The organism is Corynebacterium pollutisoli, from assembly GCF_900177745.1.
Taxonomy (GTDB): domain Bacteria; phylum Actinomycetota; class Actinomycetes; order Mycobacteriales; family Mycobacteriaceae; genus Corynebacterium; species Corynebacterium pollutisoli.
In genome coordinates this window covers 243,956-260,011 of sequence record NZ_FXAR01000003.1, presented here as the reverse complement: position 1 = coordinate 260,011, position 16,056 = coordinate 243,956, and the positions used below count along the sequence as shown (strand labels likewise).

Here is a 16,056-nt window from a genome sequence, read left to right as displayed (position 1 = left end):
TCACCCACTCTAACGCGCGGGACGACCAATCTATTTGCACTCTCCTGTTTCAAGTGCCAGTACCGGCATGAAACCGCAGGTCAGAGGCATGTACGCCTTTAGCGAACAGCCCCGAGTCCCACGCGCCACACGGGCCCCTCGCGTTGCGTTATCTCTCTGTTACCATCGCGGAAAAGCGATATAAGGAGTCCTGCAATGCGCATCCGCCGTCTCGCCGTCCCGGTGCTGGCCGCCGCCCTCGCCCTGTCCACCCAGGCCGCCCCGGCCGCCGCATTACCCGCATTCCCGGCCTTCCCCGGCCTGCCGTTCCCGGGCTCCTCGGTCGCCGGCCTGCCGACCGTGCCGGCGACGTCGAGCGCCTCCGGCATGCAGCAGGCGCTGCTCGACGAGACCAACCGTTACCGCGCCTCGCAGGGCCTGGCCCCGCTGGCACCCCACCCGACCCTCGACGGCGTCGCCCAGTCGTGGTCGGAGACGATGGCCCAGCAGCGCACCCTGCGCCACAACCCCGGCTACCGCGACGCCTACCCGGCGGCCTGGCGGCAGGCCGCGGAGAACGTCGGCATGTTCAGCCGGGAGGTCGCGGCGCGCGACATGCTGCAGGCGTGGATCAACTCCCCGTCGCACCGTCAGCACCTGGACAACCCGAACTTCACGCATATCGGCGTGGGTTGGGCCGTCAGCGCGCGCGGCGAGGTCTACGCCACGCAGAACTTCGCCGCGTTCTGACGCTCCCCGGCGCTCACCGCGGCACCGGCCCTCACCGCGGCGCCGGGAGGAATCAGGAGGCCTGCCCCTCCTCCTGCTGCTCCTCGGCGACCTTGGTCACGAAGGGGCTGGCCACGAGGACCAGCGCCGCCATGACCCCGGCGACGATGAACGCGGAGTGCGCGCCGTCGGCGGTGGCCTGCGCCAGGTCCGCTCCCCCGGACATCGCGGCCTGGGTGCCGAACGACAGGGCCGCGATGAGGATCGCGGTACCGGCCGCACCGGCCAGCTGCTGCAGGGTGTTGAGGATCGCGGAGCCGTGCCCGTAGAGGTGCTTCGGCAGCGACCCCAGAGCGGTGGTCATGAGCGGGGTCATCATGAGCGCCAGGCCGAGGGAGAACACCATGTGCATGATGATGACCTCGGTGGTGGTGGAGTTGATGTCGAGGCGGGTCATCGCCCACACGGCCCCGAACAGCAGCAGCGCACCGGGGATGACCAGCGGGCGGGGGCCGACGCGGTCGTAGAGGCGGCCGATGAAGGGGGCGAGAATGCCGGAGGCGAGGCCACCGGGCATGACGAGCAGGCCGGTGACCAGGGCGGTGACGCCGAGGGCGGTCTGCAGGTAGATCGGCAGCACCATGGCCACGCCGAGGAGGGTGCCCATGAGCAGCAGCGCCACGATGACGGAGAGCGTGTAGTTGCGGATGGTGAAGGGGCGCAGGTCGAGCAGCGGCGTCTCCAGGCGGATCTGGCGCCACACGAACACCGCCAGGGAGAGCGCACCGACGACGGCCACCCCGACGGCCACGGTCGGGTTCGTGCCGAGGGTGCTCAGCGCGTAGACGAGGCCGCCGAAACCGAGGCCGGCCAGCACGACGGAGAGCGGGTCGAGCGGCGAGCGCGAGGTCTCGCCGATGTTGCGGATGAACACCGCGCCCACCACCAGCGCCACCGCGATGAGCGGGACGACCAGCCAGAACAGCCAGTGCCAGGTGAAACGGTTGAGGATGAATCCGGAGACGGTGGGCCCGAGGGCCGGGGCCGCGGACATGACGATGGAGATGACGCCCATGATGGAGCCGCGTCGGTTGGCGGGCACGACGGTCATGGCGACGGTCATGAGCAGCGGCATGATGAGCGCCGTGCCCGTCGCCTGGACGATGCGGCCCACCAGCAGCGCGATAAAGGTCGGTGCCCACGCGGCGACGACCGTGCCCACCAGGAAGCTGGTGACGGCGGCGAGGAACACCTGCTTCGTCGTGAAGCGCTGCAGGATCCAGCCGGTTGTCGGGATGACCACCGCCATGGTGAGCATGAAGCCGGTGGTCAGCCACTGGGCGGTCGTCGCGGGGATGGAAAAGTCCGCCATGATCGACGGCAGGGCCACCGAGAGGATGGTCTCGTTGAGGAACATCACAAGTGCCGCGCCGACGAGGACGATGAGGATGATCTTGACGTCGGCGGGCAGGGCCTGCTTCTTAGCGGTGCTCACGCAAACCTCTCTATGTATCCATATGAAAGAGGAACAGACTAACGCCTGCCGCGCCTCCGCGCTAATCGACGTAGCCTGGACCCATGCCCACCCCCGATGAACTGAGGAAACTGCTGTAACGCGGTGCCTCCACGCCGATGAAGTCCGGCATGCGGAAGACCACCACGCCCCAGCAGGAGTCGGTGCCGTTCCGCTAGGTTTCAGAGATTGCCACCCCCACGCTACGAGCGACAGCGCGGCGCACCAGTAAATGCAGATGTAGGTGGGCGGCGTGCCCGGGATCGCGCGCGGTGCCGCACACCACCTCGAGTGTGATGCTGCACCGGGTCTTGGCGTTCGTGGTCAGGCGCTCGACGGAGAAGGCGGCGCCGCGAGTGCGTGGTCAGACATCAGGATCCATGCCGGTCCTGTACTTGTCGACGCTGCCCCCGCCCTCAGCGAACTCTCCGACCAGCCGCCCTCGGGCGGGGTCAGGGCAGGCCCTGAGCGCCCCGCGGCCTACTTCTGTTCCGGCTTGACCATCGGGAAGAGGACGGTCTCGCGGATGCCCAGGCCGGTCAGGGCCATGAGGAGGCGGTCGACGCCCATGCCGATGCCGGAGGTCGGCGGCATGCCCTGCTCCATGGCGGCGAGGAAGTCCTCGTCGAGGACCATGGCCTCGTCGTCACCGCCGGCGGCCAGGCGGGCCTGATCCTCGAAGCGCTCGCGCTGGATGACCGGGTCGACGAGCTCGGAGTAGCCCGTGGCCAGCTCGAAGCCACGGACATAGAGGTCCCACTTCTCGGTGACACCGGGCTTGGAGCGGTGCTGGCGGGTGAGCGGGGAGGTCTCGACCGGGAAGTCCTTGACGAAGATGGGACCGTCCAGCTGGTCCTCACACAGCAGCTCCCAGATCTCCTCGACCAGCTTGCCGTGGCCCCAGCCGCCCTTGACGGGCACGTCGAGGCCGATGGCGTCGGCGATGGCCTTGAGCTCCTCCACGGTGGAGTCGATGGTGACCTCCGGCTGGCCGGGGTACTTGCGCTGGAGCGCCTCGTTGAGCGAGGGATACATCTCGATCTCCGGCCATTCACCGCCGAGGTCGTAGTCGGTGCCGTCGGCGAGCGTGACCACGTGCGTGCCGAACACGTCCATGGCCACGGCCTGGATGAGTTCACGGATGGTGCGCATGCCGGTGTTGTAGTCGCCCCACGCCTGGTAGGTCTCCAGCATGGCGAACTCCGGGGAGTGGGAGGAGTCGACGCCCTCGTTGCGGAAGTTGCGGTTGACCTCGAAGACCTTGTCGATGCCGCCGACCACGCAGCGCTTGAGGTACAGCTCCGGCGCGATGCGCAGGTAGAGGTCGATGTCGAGGGCGTTGGACCGCGTCTCGAAGGGGCGCGCCGCGGCGCCGCCGTGGAGGGTCTGCAGCATGGGGGTCTCGACCTCGACGAAGCCCTCCCCCTCGAGGTGGTTACGCAGCGCGCGCATCACCTTGATGCGGGTCATGGCGTTGGTGCGGGCCTGCTCACGCATGATGAGGTCCGTGTAGCGGTGGCGCACGCGGGTGTCCTCGGACATGTCGGCGAACGCGACGGGCAGCGGGCGCAGCGCCTTCGCGGCCATCTGCCAGGAGGAGGCCATGATGGACAGCTCGCCGCGTCGGGAAGCAATGACCCGGCCCCGCACGGACACGAAGTCGCCGAGATCGACGTCGGCCTTCCAGGAATCCAGCGCCTCCTGGCCCACCTCGGCCAGCGACAGCATCGCCTGCAGGTGCGTGCCGTCGCCGTCCTGCAGCGTGGCGAAGCACAGCTTGCCGGTGTTGCGCATGAAGATGAGGCGGCCGGCGACGGCCACCTCGACGTCGGTCTCCTCGCCCGGGGCGAGGTAGGTCACGCCGTCCCGCTTATCGACGTCCGCGTCCTCCCCCACCACCTCGAACTTCGCCCGCAGATCACGCAGCGAGACGGTGCGGTCGACGGCGACGGGGTAGGGCTCCACGCCGGCGTCGATGAGCTTCTGACGCTTCTCACGACGGATGCGCAGCTGTTCGGGGAGGTCCTGGGGATTCTTCTGCTCGGTCACGGCTTCCAAGGGTAGTCGATGGGCAGGGTGGCGGTTGAATCGTGGCGACCCTTGTAATCTGATATCAGATTCCTTTATTCTGATATCAGATTACGTCACCCCGGAAGGAGTCATCATGAGCACCCCGCACGTCCCCGAGGCCGAGGTCGCCGACCGCCCCGTCGGACACGACGGCGGCAAGGTGGAGATCACCGAACGCCCCGCCTGGTCCGGCAGCACCGGACTGGCCGCCCTCGTCCTCGTCGCAGCGCTGACCCTCCTGGTCGGAGGCACCGCACTGACCATCTGGGGCGGCGTCCGCGCCGACTCCGGCGAGACGGGTGTGCCGTTCATCATCCTCGGCATCCTGGCCATCCTCGTCGCCGTCATCCTCCTGCCGATGATCCGGGTCATCTCACCCGGCCACACCCACGTCGTGCAGTTCTTCGGCCGCTACCTGGGCACCAACCACCACACCGGCCTGTCCCTCGTGCCGCCGCTGGCCACCTCGAGGAAAGTGAGCGTGCGCGTGCGCAACTTCGAGACCAACCAGATCAAGGTCAACGACCTCAACGGCAACCCGATCATGATCGGCGCCATCATCGTCTGGCAGGTCGCCGACACCGCCAAGGCCACCTTCTCCGTCGAGGACGTCGAGGAGTTCATCCACTCCCAGTCCGAGTCCGCCCTGCGCCACGTGGCCACCAGCCACCCCTACGACGGCGGCACCGCCCACCTGCCCTCCCTCTCCGGCTCCACCGACCTGGTCTCCCGCGAACTCGCCGACGAGGTCGCCGCCCGCGTCCGCATCGCCGGCCTGGAGATCCTCGAGGCCCGCATCTCCGCCCTGTCCTACGCCCCCGAGATCGCCCAGGCGATGCTGCAGCGCCAGCAGGCGGGTGCCATCGTCGACGCCCGCGAGACCATCGTCGACGGTGCCGTCTCCATGGTCGAGTCCGCCCTCGACGAGCTGGAGAAGAAGCAGATCGTCGATCTCGACCCCGAGCGCCGCGCCGCGATGGTGTCCAACCTGCTGGTCGTCCTGTGCTCCGACACCAACGCCCAGCCGATGATCAACACGGGTAGCCTGTACACCTAGATGGCCCGCAAGAACATCCCCCTGCGCATCGACCCGGCGGTGCACGAGGCCATCGCCCGGTGGGCGGGCGATGAGGCCCGCAGCGTGAACGCCCAGATCGAGGTCATGCTGCGCGATTCCCTCCGACGTGCCGGGCGCCTCCCCCGCAACGTCGGCGACCTGCCCCGCCGCGGTCGGCCCCCGAAAGAGGATTAACCTCGGGGCATGGACACCACCACTCTCGAAGCCGTCACCACCGGCGCGGCCGCGCTCCTGCTGATCGTGGGCGTAATGGGAACGATCTTCCCGATTCTGCCGGGTTCCCTGCTGACCATCGGCACCCTGCTCGTGTGGGCGTGGGTGCTGGGGTCGACGGCGTCGTGGACCGCCGGTCTGATCGGCATCGCACTGGCCGTGGTGGGCATGAGCGCCTCCGCCATCCTCACCGGCCGGAAAATGCGCCGGGAGCAGATCCCGCGGGGCCCGATGATCATCGGCGTCATCGTCGGTGTGGTCGGCATGTTCATCGTGCCGGTGGTGGGGCTGTTCCTTGGTTTCGCGCTCGGCCTGTTGCTCGCCGAGTACGCCCGCCGGAGGGATCTGTCCGCTGCGTGGCGATCGTCCGTCGAGGCCATGAAGTCCATGGGATTCGGCATGCTGCTCGAGTGCGCCTGCGCCTCGCTGGCCACCTTCGCCTTCGTGGTCGGTGCGATCGTGCACCTCACCTAGGGGGCCGTCCATTTGAACCTGACACTGGATCCGCAAAATCCCAGGAAGAGCCGGATCTGGGCGATTAACGTCAGGTCCAGATGGACAGCGGCGGGTGTTAGCCGCGGGCCCACCACTTGTCGAGGGTGAGCTCGGCGACGGTGACCTTGTCGATGAAGAGCCGACCTCGCCCTCGACCTGGTAACGGGTCTGGCCGGAGTCGTACAGGTTGGCGGCGGCGACGTGGTTGTAGCCCACGCCGTCACCGATCATGTAGATGATGTTGTTCGGCTCTCCGGCACCGATGATCTGGCTGGAGATGTCGGTGGAGCTGGAGCCGAGGGCGGAGGAACCCGGGAAGGCGGCGGCCGGGGCGACGAGGCCGACTGCGAGGGCCGCACCTGCGGCGGTGGCGAGAACTGTACGGGGAATACGACGGAACGCGGACATGTGCCTCCTTAGATCAGTGTTCGAAGGACGACATGGAAAATGCGAGCTCGAGGCTCGCAGAAACCGGGCCGATCGGGATCCTCATCCCGAGGTACGGCCACACCGTGAAGGCACGTGCGCGTTGTTAAACGGAACTGACTACGGGATTAATATCGCCAGTCCCGCACATGACACTGAGGTGAAGCGCCCTACCCGAGCAACCAGTCGTTCGGGGAGAACAGCTCGTAGTGGACGGACTTCGGGGACTTTTCGGACGGCAGGGCGGCGAGGTCGCGGCGGATGGCCTGGAGGAACTCGGTGCCGCCGCAGAGGTAGACGTCTGAGCCGGCGATGTCGTGGGAGGCGACGTCGACAAGCTCTCCGTTGGAGCGGTAGCTGTGGGCGACGGTGACCTCGGGCAGGCGCTCGAGCAGGGCGGTGGTCTGGCCGAGCTGGGCGTGGGCGGCCTCGGAGTCGTCGGCGTGGAGGTAGGTGGCGCGGCGGCCGGAGCCGGTGGCGGCGAGGTGGGAGAGCATGCCGACCATCGGGGTGGAGCCGATGCGGGAGGAGACGAGAACGACGGGGGTGTCGTCGTCGACGAGCACGAGGTCGCCGGCGGCGAGGGTGGCCTGGATGGTGTCGCCGACCTGCACCTTCTCGCGGAGGTGGGTGGACACCTCGCCCTCGGTCTCGACGGCGATGGTGTAGCGGCCCGGCTCCTGGCCGATGATGGAGTACTGGCGGAGCTGGCGGGCACCGTCGGCGAGCACGACGCCGATGGAGGTGTACTGGCCGGGGCGGGCCTCGGTGAGGTCGCCCTCCAGGGTGTAGGTGGTGACGGTGTCGGTCAGTTCCTGCTTGTCGACGACGGTCACCTCGCGGAAGACGTCACCGTTGTCGACGCCGTCGGAGGCGTAGAGCTCCTTCTCGTAGGTGATGAGGACGTCGGCCATGATCCAGTAGACCTCGGACCAGGCGGCGGCGACCTCCTCGGTGACGACGTCCGTGCCGAGGACCTCGGCGATCGCGGAGAAGAGGTTCTCGTAGACGATCTGGTACTGGTCCTCGGTGATGCCGAGGGAGACGTGCTTATGGCCGATGCGGGCGAGCAGGTCGACCGGGTCGGGGGCGTTGGGGTCGACGAGCATGGTGGCGAACGTGGCCACGGAGGCAGCCAGGGCCTTCTGCTGCTCGCCGGACTTCTGGTTGCCGCGGTTGAAGGTGTTGGCCAGCAGCTCGGGGTGGTTGCCGAACATCGTGCGGTAGAAGGTCTGCGCGATGGTGGCGATGTTGGCGCCGACGGCCGGCAGCGTCGCCTTGACGATCTCCTCGTGCTCCGGGGTGAGCTTGCGGTCGCGGGCGGTGGGGACGGCGGTGGTGTACAAGAGGGCTCCTTGGGTGAGGGGTCGGGATCTCTGTCCTGCCGACCGATATTAAACGGTTTTTTCCGTAGTTAATAGCCGAACGCCTGAGATTCGCGCCACACACTTCACTGGAAATTCAACGACAATTCATCCCACTATTGCCGAACAGACATCCGAGCTCCCTATATTTTCCGAGGTCATATCAATCTCTCTAGAGTCATCGGGAGTCGTCATGTCCCTCAAGGGCCTGAACCTTTTCAGCAGCAAGTTCACCTCCTCGCGCAGCTCCATCACCTGCACCTACAAGTGCGGCAACGCCTGCTTCGGCGAGTGCGACAACAAGTCCGACAACCCCTACTTCGGTGACCTCATGTCCCGCCGCACCGCACTCAAGGCCGGTGGCCTCACCGTGCTGACCGTCGGTGGCGGCGCCGCCCTCGCGGCCTGCTCCCCGGCCAACGAGGCCGCCTCGTCCTCCACCACCGCCGCGGGCGCCTCCTCCTCCGCATCCGACTCCAGCTCCGAGCACACCTCCGGCAAGGGCCTGCAGTTCGAGATGGTCGAGCCGAACGAGAAGGACGAGCTCGTCGTCCCCGCCGGCTACGCCCAGTCCGTCCTCATCGCCTGGGGCGACCCGGTCATCGAGGGCGCACCGGAGTTCGACGTCGACAACCAGACCGCCGCGGCCGCCGAGCAGCAGTTCGGCTTCAACAACGACTTCGCGGGCCTGCTCCCCCACCCGACCAACGACAACCGCCTCGTCTACGTCTGCTCCCACGAGTACACCACCGAGCCACACATGCACCCGGGCTATGACGCCGACAACCCGACCGAGGAGCAGGTCAAGATCGGTTGGGCCAACCACGGCCTCACCGTCCTCGAGGTCTCCAAGGTCGGCGACACCGGCGAGCTCAAGCGCGAGTTCGGCCCGCTCAACCGCCGCATCACCGCCACCACCCCGATGAAGCTCGTCGGCCCGGTCGCCGGCTCCGACTACGTCAAGACCTCCGCCGACCCGGAGGGCGTGACCGTCCTGGGCACCCTCAACAACTGCGCCGGCGGAGTCACCCCGTGGGGCACCATCCTCTCCGGCGAGGAGAACTTCGACCAGTACTTCGCCAACTCCGCCTCCGTCGAGGACGAGCGCACCAAGGCCTCCCTCGACCGCCTCGGTATCCCGGAGGAGGGTTCCGAGCGCAAGTGGGAGCTTTTCGACGACCGCTTCGACGTCGCCAAAGAGCCCAACGAGGTCAACCGCTTCGGCTACGTCATCGAGATCGACCCGATGGACCCGGAGTCCACCCCGATCAAGCACACCGCCCTGGGGCGTTTCAAGCACGAGGCCGGCAACATCCACATCACCGACGACGGCACCGTCGTCTGCTACTCCGGTGACGACGCCCGCTTCGAATACCTCTACAAGTTCGTCTCCTCCCGCCAGGTGGAGGAGGGCAACCTCGCGCACAACATGACCCTCATGGACCACGGCACCCTTTACGTTGCCGTCATGGAGGGCAACTCCCCGCAGTCCGAGATCGACGGGTCCGGCGAGCTGCCGAAGGACGGCGCCTTCGACGGCGAGGGCCGCTGGGAGAAGCTGCTCACCGTGGACGAGGACGGCAACGCCGAGTCCCACGTCGACGGCTTCACCGCCGAGGAGGTCGCCATCTTCACCCGTGAGGCCGCCGACGCCGTGGGCGCGACCAAGATGGACCGCCCGGAGGACGTCGAGGCCTCCCCGGTCACCGGCAAGGTCTACATGGCCCTGACCAACAACAAGTACCGTGGCGCCGCCGAGAAGTCGAAGGAGGACGTCATGGAGCACGCCCCGGTCAAGGAGAACAAGAACGGCCTCGTCATGGAGATCGACGACGACCACGCCGGTGAGGCCTTCACCTGGAACCTCATCCTCGTCTGCGGTGACCCGGAGGAGGCGTACACCTACTTCGGCGGCTTCGACAAGGAGAAGGTCTCGCCGATCTCCTGCCCGGACAACCTCGCCTTCGACGAGCACGGCAACCTGTGGATCTCCACCGACGGCAACGCCCTGGGCTCCAACGACGGACTGTACGCCCTAGCCGTCGAGGGAGAGAACCGCGGTGAGCTCAAGTGCTTCCTCACGGTTCCCTACGCGGCCGAGACCTGCGGCCCGATCGTCGACAAGCAGCGTGTCCTGGTCAACGTCCAGCACCCGGGCGAGACGGACGAGGCGACCGTCGAGTCCCCGTCCTCGCACTGGCCGGACGGCGGTTCCGCTGTCCCGCGCCCGGCGACCGCGGTCGTGTGGAAGCAGGACGGCGGCGAGATCGGCGTCGAGAAGGCTTAACGACGCACCAGCCTGAAAGTTCCCGCCCCCGGCACCCCCGGGGGTGTTTTCATGTCCGCCCCTTTGGTCTGACAACACCGCGTTTATGCAGCAAAAACGCAGGAATGGGCATCCGATCCCGGACCACCGGACCACCCTTCCAGTGACCTTCACCACAGCCATATGAGAATCTATTTTCCGAACAATGATGACCGGCGGCCCCGGGACACCCCCAAAGCCGCCCTGAGACCCCTTAAGGGAAGTTCCATGAACTCACTGATCCTGGCCGTCATCGGCGTCGGCATGATGATCGGAGGCTATCTCCTGTACTCCCGCTTCCTGGGGAACAGGGTCTACCAGCTCTCCGATGCGTACAAGACGCCCGCGCACACCATGACCGACGGCGTCGACTACGTTCCCACCAACAAGTACGTCCTGTGGGGCCACCACTTCACCTCCGTCGCGGGTGCCGCCCCCATCGTCGGCCCGGCCGTCGCCGTCATCTGGGGCTGGTTCCCGGCCTTCCTGTGGGTGACCATCGGCACCGTCTTCATCGCCGGCATGCACGACTTCGGCGCCCTGTGGGCCTCCCAGCGCCACAAGGGCCAGTCGATCGGCACGCTGTCCGGCCGCTACATCGGCAACCGGGGCCGCAACCTGTTCCTCGTGGTCATCTTCCTGCTGCTGCTCATGGTCGTCGCGGCGTTCGCGGTGGTCATCTCCAACCTGCTGGTGTCCACCCCGACCGCCGTCATCCCGACGTGGGGTGCGATCATCGTGGCCCTGCTCATCGGCCAGGCCATCTACCGCTTCAAGTGGAACCTGCCGCTCGTCTCCGTGGTCGGCGTCGTCGTCCTCTACGCGCTCATGATCATCGGCGACATGTTCCCGATCACCCTGCCGGAGTCCACCTTCGGCCTGGCCCCCAACGCCGTGTGGATCATCCTGCTGTTCATCTACGGCGGCATCGCCTCCCTCCTGCCGGTGTGGGTCCTGCTCCAGCCGCGTGACTACATCAACGGCCTGCAGCTCTTCGTCGGCCTCGGCATCCTCTACCTGTCGTTCCTGCTCACCGCCCCGACCATCGTCGCACCGGCGATCAACACCAACGTCCCGGAGGGCACCCCGTCGATCTGGCCGCTGCTGTTCGTCACCATCGCCTGCGGTGCGATCTCCGGCTTCCACGGCATCGTCGCCTCCGGCACCTCCTCCAAGCAGCTGGACAAGGAGACCGACGCCCGCTTCGTGGGCTACTTCGGCGCCGTCGGTGAGGGCCTGCTGGCTCTGGGCACCATCATCGCCACCACCGCCGGTTTCCGCACCCTCGCCGACTGGGAGGAGATCTACCAGGCCTTCAACGACGGCGGCGTCAATGCCTTCGTCGCCGGTGGTGGTGCCCTCATCAACGAGGGCCTCGGCATCCCGACCTCCCTGTCCGCCACCATCCTGGCCACCATGGCCGTCCTCTTCGCCGCCACGACCATGGACACCGGCGTGCGCCTGCAGCGCTTCGTCGTCCAGGAGATCGGTGAGATCATGGGCGTCAAACTGGGTGCCCTGGCCGCCACCGCGATCGTCATCGCCGTGGCCCTGGCCCTGACCTTCTCCGCGGGTGGCGACGGCTCCGGCGGCATGCTCATCTGGCCGCTGTTCGGCACGACGAACCAGCTCATGGCCGCACTGTCCCTGGCGATCATCACGGTCATCCTCACCCGCCTGCGCCGCCCGACGTGGCCGGTGCTCATCCCGCTGGTGTTCGTCATGACCGTGTCCCTGTGGGCCGCGATCGTCCAGGTCCGCGGCTTCTGGGACACCCAGAACTGGCTGCTGCTGGTCATCGACCTCGTCATCATCGTCTGCGCCATCTGGGTAACCGTCGAGGCCTTCGCCGCCATGAACCGCGCCCGCAACGAGGAACCGGTCGTCTGGTCCGACGACGACACCGACGCCCCCGCCCCCGTCGTCGCTGCGAAGAAACTGTAGCCGTGTCGTTCCGGGAGAAACTGAAGGCCTTCAGCGACGGGCTCACCGAGTACTACGCGGGCCCGTACCGGGCGACCTTCATCAAGGCACGCCAGCAGGAGGACGACCTGTTCATGATGCTCGTCCTCTCCGAGGCCCTCGGTGTCCCGAACCCGGCCAGCTACTACACCCTGGAACTCCTGCCCATCGTCTACGAGGACTTCCACGCCTGGCACCGCCGCATGGGCATGGAGCATTCACCCCTGGAGAACATACAGTGCTGCTAGACCTCATCGGTTCGACCCGCATCGTCTTCTTCGGGGGCAAGGGGGGCGTCGGCAAGACGACGATCGCGTCGTCGACCGCCACCGCCCTGGCCGCCGCGGGCCGCCACGTGCTGCTGGTGTCCACCGACCCCGCGCACAACCTGGGGCACCTGTGGGAGCAGCGCATCGGCGACCGCGTCACCACCGTCCGCGACAACCTCGACGTCCTCGAGCTCGACCCGGCGGAGACCACCGCCGCGCACCTCAAGGCAGTCGGCCACACCATGCGGCAGATGATGCCGGAGCACCTCCACGGCGAGGTCCGTAAGCACCTGGAGCTCTCCGCCCAGTCGCCGGGCACGCACGAGGCGGCGGTGCTGGAGCGCATCGCGGAGATCGTCGCGGGGTCCGAGGACTACGACCATGTCGTCTTCGACACCGCCCCCTCCGGCCACACCTCCCGCCTCATGGAGCTGCCCGAGCTGATGGCCGCCTGGACGGACGGACTGCTCGACCGCCGTGACAGGTCCGAGCACCTCTCGGCCGTCGTCCGCGGCCTGTCCCCCACCGGCCGCGACCGTGTCGCCGCCGCGGAGGATCCCGTCGACCGGCGTAACCAGCAGCTGCGTTCCATCCTGCTCAAGCGCCGCCAGCGGTTCACCCAACTGCGCGACGTCCTGCGCGACCCCGCCCAGTGCGTCTTCTTCATCGTCCTCACCGCGGAACGTCTCCCGGTGCTCGAGACCGGGGAGTTCCACGCGGAACTGCAGGCAGCCGGCGTGCGCGTCGGCGGCCTGGTGGTCAACCGCCGCTCCCCCGCGGACCAGGGGGAGTTCCTCGCGGAGCGCCGCTCCCTCGAGGATGCGGCCCTGCAGAAGCTGCGTATCGACGTCCCCGTCATCCAGCTCCCCCTCCTCCCCCGCGATGTCAGCGGGCTCGACGAGGTGGAGGCCTTCGCCGGGCTTCTCTAGCCGGCAGTCACACCGGTCCCGCCGGGCTGGTGGTTCCACAGCAGGAAGCCCGGGGCGGCAAAGAAGGCCGCGAAGCACCTTGTCCAGCAACGGATCAGGGGCTTCGCGGCCTTTCTTGCCGCTTATCGACGCCCCGCCCACCGCCACGCCGCCACCGAGACGGCGAGACCCGTGTACAGCAGGGCCAGCACGTGGGAGGCGATGACGGGGTGGAAGACGGTGCTGTCCGGCACCGTCCGGGCCCACAGCACGGAGGCCACGCCACCACGAGGGCGAGCAGCCCCACGCACCCCACGGCGAAGAGCCACCGCCAGTCGCCCCACATCGCGACGACCGTGACAGCCAAGGCCAGCCCGGTCAACCCGGTCAGCCCGATCATCATCAGCCCTCGATGTTGCGGAAGCCGATGCCCAGCGGCAGGCCCACGTTGTCGGTGAGCCGCACCCCGCCGACCACGGCGGAGACGAACAGGCGCGCGTCCCCCTGCGCGGGGGCGTCGCCGAGGTCGAGGCCGCGGATCTCGAGGTAGTCGACGTCGACACCCGCCTCCTCCAGGACGGTTCGGGCGACGGAGAGCACGGCGTCGGCACCGTGTTCGGCGGCGTGCGCCCCGGCGGTGAGTGCGGCGGCCAGGGCGAGGGCCTGGTCGCGGGCGGACTCCTCCACGCGGGTGTTACGCAGGGACAGGGCCAGACCGTCGGGCATGCGCACCGTGGGCACCCCGTGCAGTTTCACCGGCAGGTGCAGGTCGGTGATGGCGGACTGCAGGGCCCGCATCTGCTCGTAGTCCTTCTCACCGACGACGACATCCGTCGGCCCGACCACGTTGATGAGCGTCAGCTCGAGGGTGAGCTGCATGGCGAGCGATTCGACGGACTCGAGGTCGTGGTCGACGGGCTGGACGAGGGTGCGCAGGCCGCGTGGCCACAGTTCATCCTGGGTGTAGGTGCAGATGGCGTCGACGTGGGCGTCGACAAGCAGGGTGCGGTCGGAGCCGGCGTAGGCGGCGATGACCACGGCGCGGGGGATGCGCTGCGCCGCGCGGATGAGCGCGAGGTGCCCGGCGTGGAGGCCGGTGCCCAGCGGCACGAGGACGACGGGGCGGCCCGTCTTCCGCATGGCGCGCGCCAGCACCCCGACCTGCTCCACGGTGAATTCCCGCGCCTGACCTGCTTCGAAGCTCACAGTTTCTCCTCCTGGATGGCCCACAGTTCGATGTCCTGGTTGTGCCGGGTCTCGGCGACGCGGCGCAGCACCTGCCGGAACGCGCGCGCCTGGCCGGGGTTGTCGATGGCCTGCCACTGGGCGCGCAGGGACGCGGCGTCGGGGAGCCGGGACAGGTTGCCGCGGGAGGCGGCGATGTCGTCGGCCTCCTGCGTGTCGCCGACCAGTTCACCGAGCATGCGCACGGCGTCCCAGTGGAGCGAGTTGACGGCCTCCACGTACGTGATGGCGGCGGCGAGGCGGACGCGGTCCTCGTCGAGGCACCGCACCCCGCTGGCCCCGAGCTCGCCGAGCAGCAGCTCCGCGATGGTGTCCCCGAGTTCGTCGACGGTGGTCACGGCCCAGCGGGTGGGGCTGAGCTCCCCCATCGCGATGACGACCGCGCCGGTGACCTCCAGCGGGTCCATGACGAGCACCCCGTGCTGCAGGGAGGTGTGGATGAAGATCTGCCCGCGTCGGGCGCGCTCCGCGAGTCGCTCGATCGCGGACTCCAGCAGGGTGTCGCGGACCTCGAGGACCACGAGGTCGAGCTCCTCGAAGGCGGGCGGGGCCGGGTCGTAGTCCATATAGGACACGTCATGGCCGACCTTCGACAGCAGGTCAGGCAGGGAGGACGTCCGCGAGTCGCCGTACACGCCCACCCGCATCCGCGGGGCCCGCACTAGGAGTCCTTGTTCTCGCGGGCGCGGGCGAGCAGTTCGGCGACGGTGAGGCCGCCGGTGTTCTCGTCGCGGCGGCGACGGCCTCGGTGCTCGGCCTCCGGCGCCTCATGCTTCTCGACGACCGCGGGCTCCTCCGCCACATGACGGTCCCCGCCCTGCTCCCAGGACACGGCCTGGAAGGACCCGGTGTCGAACGTGCGGGTCTCGGCGACCTGCTTCTCCTTGATGAGGTCCGCCAGCGGGTTGGCCTGCGGGCGGGAGGGCTGCTGCCCCAGGCGGCCGGCGACGGCGTCCGGGGAGGGGGCGCCGAAGTAGCGGGTGGTGTCCGGCTCGGGGACCTCCGACTCGGCGGGCTCGTCCACCTCCTCGTCGAGGGTGACGCTCTCCAGCTCACGGATGCGGCGGGCCTCGGCGCGCAGGGCGGCGGGCTCGTACTCGAACTCGCGGCCGGCGAGATTCTCCAGCTGGGCGCGGATACCCGCCAGCTCCCGCTGGATGTCCTCGAGGACGGCGGTGTCCCGGGAGCGCTGCGCCTCGCGCAGCTCCCGGGCCTCCATGCGGGCCTCGCGCTCGGCTTCGGCGCGGGCGACCTCTGCGTCGTGCAGCTCGGTGCTGTGGGCGAGTTCGCGGCGGGCGGCCTCGGCGTCACGGCGGTAGCGGAAGACGAGGAAGAACCCGATGATGGCCGCCCACAGCGCAGCGAGCAGCGCGATCTTCAGCGCCCCGTCGCTGTCCGTGAACAGCATGACGATGCTCGCGATGAACGCGAGAGCGATCAACACGACCAGCATCACCTGGCCGCGGTCCACACCACCTTGCTCCTCAGTCATGTGTCCCA

15 protein-coding genes are annotated in these 16,056 nt (G+C 68.2%); 8 read left to right on the top strand and 7 right to left on the bottom strand.

Features of this window, described 5'->3' with window-relative positions; genetic code table 11:
* Positions 1-195: 195 nt before the first annotated feature.
* Complete coding sequence (locus B9Y70_RS06095; protein WP_085549362.1) at positions 196-729, top strand: CAP domain-containing protein; 534 nt, start codon at positions 196-198, stop codon at positions 727-729.
* 52 nt (positions 730-781) lie between these two features.
* On the opposite strand, the gene B9Y70_RS06090 is transcribed toward B9Y70_RS06095, so the two are convergent.
* Both B9Y70_RS06090 and lysS read right to left on the bottom strand, forming a co-directional pair.
* Entirely contained in the window at positions 782-2,203 is a 1,422-nt protein-coding gene (locus B9Y70_RS06090; RefSeq protein ID WP_275886735.1) for an MDR family MFS transporter, read from the bottom strand.
* A gap of 498 nt (positions 2,204-2,701) precedes the next feature.
* Positions 2,702-4,270: a lysine--tRNA ligase gene (gene lysS, locus B9Y70_RS06085; RefSeq protein WP_085549361.1), complete on the bottom strand. Its 1,569-nt coding sequence runs from the start codon at positions 4,268-4,270 to the stop codon at positions 2,702-2,704.
* Positions 4,271-4,385: 115 nt separating this feature from the next.
* On the opposite strand from lysS, the gene B9Y70_RS06080 reads away from it, so the two are divergent.
* From B9Y70_RS06080 to B9Y70_RS06070, 3 genes are read left to right on the top strand one after another with little or no spacing between them, the layout of a single operon-like run.
* Entirely contained in the window at positions 4,386-5,348 is a 963-nt protein-coding gene (locus B9Y70_RS06080) for an SPFH domain-containing protein (protein WP_085549360.1), read from the top strand.
* Entirely contained in the window at positions 5,349-5,543 is a 195-nt protein-coding gene (locus B9Y70_RS06075) for a type II toxin-antitoxin system antitoxin (protein WP_085549359.1), read from the top strand. It abuts the gene before it with no gap.
* Between the two features lie 9 nt (positions 5,544-5,552).
* The gene (locus tag B9Y70_RS06070) at positions 5,553-6,056 is read left to right on the top strand and encodes a DUF456 domain-containing protein (RefSeq protein ID WP_085549358.1); all 504 of its coding nucleotides are present in this window, start codon (positions 5,553-5,555) and stop codon (positions 6,054-6,056) included.
* A 617-nt stretch (positions 6,057-6,673) separates the two neighbouring features.
* Here B9Y70_RS06070 and B9Y70_RS06065 read toward each other — a convergent pair.
* A complete protein-coding gene (locus B9Y70_RS06065; protein ID WP_085549357.1) occupies positions 6,674-7,849 on the bottom strand; it encodes a globin domain-containing protein in 1,176 nt (391 codons plus the stop codon).
* Positions 7,850-8,060: 211 nt separating this feature from the next.
* Here B9Y70_RS06065 and B9Y70_RS06060 point away from each other — a divergent pair, with 211 nt between their 5' ends.
* The 4 genes from B9Y70_RS06060 to B9Y70_RS06045 all read left to right on the top strand — a co-directional run bounded on the left by B9Y70_RS06060 (position 8,061) and on the right by B9Y70_RS06045 (position 13,332).
* Positions 8,061-10,154 (top strand): PhoX family protein, encoded by a 2,094-nt coding sequence (locus tag B9Y70_RS06060; protein WP_085549356.1) that lies wholly within the window; start codon positions 8,061-8,063, stop codon positions 10,152-10,154.
* A gap of 246 nt (positions 10,155-10,400) precedes the next feature.
* Entirely contained in the window at positions 10,401-12,116 is a 1,716-nt protein-coding gene (locus tag B9Y70_RS06055) for a carbon starvation CstA family protein (protein ID WP_085549355.1), read from the top strand.
* 2 nt (positions 12,117-12,118) lie between these two features.
* Complete coding sequence (locus B9Y70_RS06050) at positions 12,119-12,382, top strand: cory-CC-star protein (RefSeq protein ID WP_085549354.1); 264 nt, start codon at positions 12,119-12,121, stop codon at positions 12,380-12,382.
* The gene (locus tag B9Y70_RS06045) at positions 12,373-13,332 is read left to right on the top strand and encodes an ArsA family ATPase (protein ID WP_085549353.1); all 960 of its coding nucleotides are present in this window, start codon (positions 12,373-12,375) and stop codon (positions 13,330-13,332) included. Before B9Y70_RS06050 ends, B9Y70_RS06045 begins: the two co-directional genes overlap by 10 nt.
* A gap of 122 nt (positions 13,333-13,454) precedes the next feature.
* On the opposite strand, the gene B9Y70_RS12760 is transcribed toward B9Y70_RS06045, so the two are convergent.
* The 4 genes from B9Y70_RS12760 to B9Y70_RS06030 form a co-directional block, all read right to left on the bottom strand.
* Positions 13,455-13,592: a hypothetical protein gene (locus B9Y70_RS12760; RefSeq protein WP_159449788.1), complete on the bottom strand. Its 138-nt coding sequence runs from the start codon at positions 13,590-13,592 to the stop codon at positions 13,455-13,457.
* Between the two features lie 121 nt (positions 13,593-13,713).
* Entirely contained in the window at positions 13,714-14,517 is an 804-nt protein-coding gene (locus B9Y70_RS06040) for a pantoate--beta-alanine ligase (RefSeq protein ID WP_085549352.1), read from the bottom strand.
* Positions 14,514-15,191 (bottom strand): 6PGD fold domain-containing protein, encoded by a 678-nt coding sequence (locus B9Y70_RS06035; RefSeq protein WP_159449787.1) that lies wholly within the window; start codon positions 15,189-15,191, stop codon positions 14,514-14,516. The genes B9Y70_RS06040 and B9Y70_RS06035 overlap by 4 nt, the downstream gene beginning before the upstream one ends.
* A 26-nt stretch (positions 15,192-15,217) precedes the next feature.
* Entirely contained in the window at positions 15,218-16,048 is an 831-nt protein-coding gene (locus B9Y70_RS06030) for a DUF6779 domain-containing protein (RefSeq protein ID WP_085549350.1), read from the bottom strand.
* Positions 16,049-16,056 lie beyond the last annotated feature (8 nt).

What these genes read in the sequence shown, in the direction of transcription:
- B9Y70_RS06030 (WP_085549350.1), bottom strand. Translation starts at nt 16,048, where the DNA reads ATGACTGAGGAGCAAGGTGGTGTGGACCGCGGCCAGGTGATGCTGGTC.
- B9Y70_RS06075 (WP_085549359.1), top strand. Translation starts at nt 5,349, where the DNA reads ATGGCCCGCAAGAACATCCCCCTGCGCATCGACCCGGCGGTGCACGAG.
- B9Y70_RS06080 (WP_085549360.1), top strand. Translation starts at nt 4,386, where the DNA reads ATGAGCACCCCGCACGTCCCCGAGGCCGAGGTCGCCGACCGCCCCGTC.
- B9Y70_RS06070 (WP_085549358.1), top strand. Translation starts at nt 5,553, where the DNA reads ATGGACACCACCACTCTCGAAGCCGTCACCACCGGCGCGGCCGCGCTC.
- B9Y70_RS06060 (WP_085549356.1), top strand. Translation starts at nt 8,061, where the DNA reads ATGTCCCTCAAGGGCCTGAACCTTTTCAGCAGCAAGTTCACCTCCTCG.
- B9Y70_RS06055 (WP_085549355.1), top strand. Translation starts at nt 10,401, where the DNA reads ATGAACTCACTGATCCTGGCCGTCATCGGCGTCGGCATGATGATCGGA.
- B9Y70_RS06095 (WP_085549362.1), top strand. Translation starts at nt 196, where the DNA reads ATGCGCATCCGCCGTCTCGCCGTCCCGGTGCTGGCCGCCGCCCTCGCC.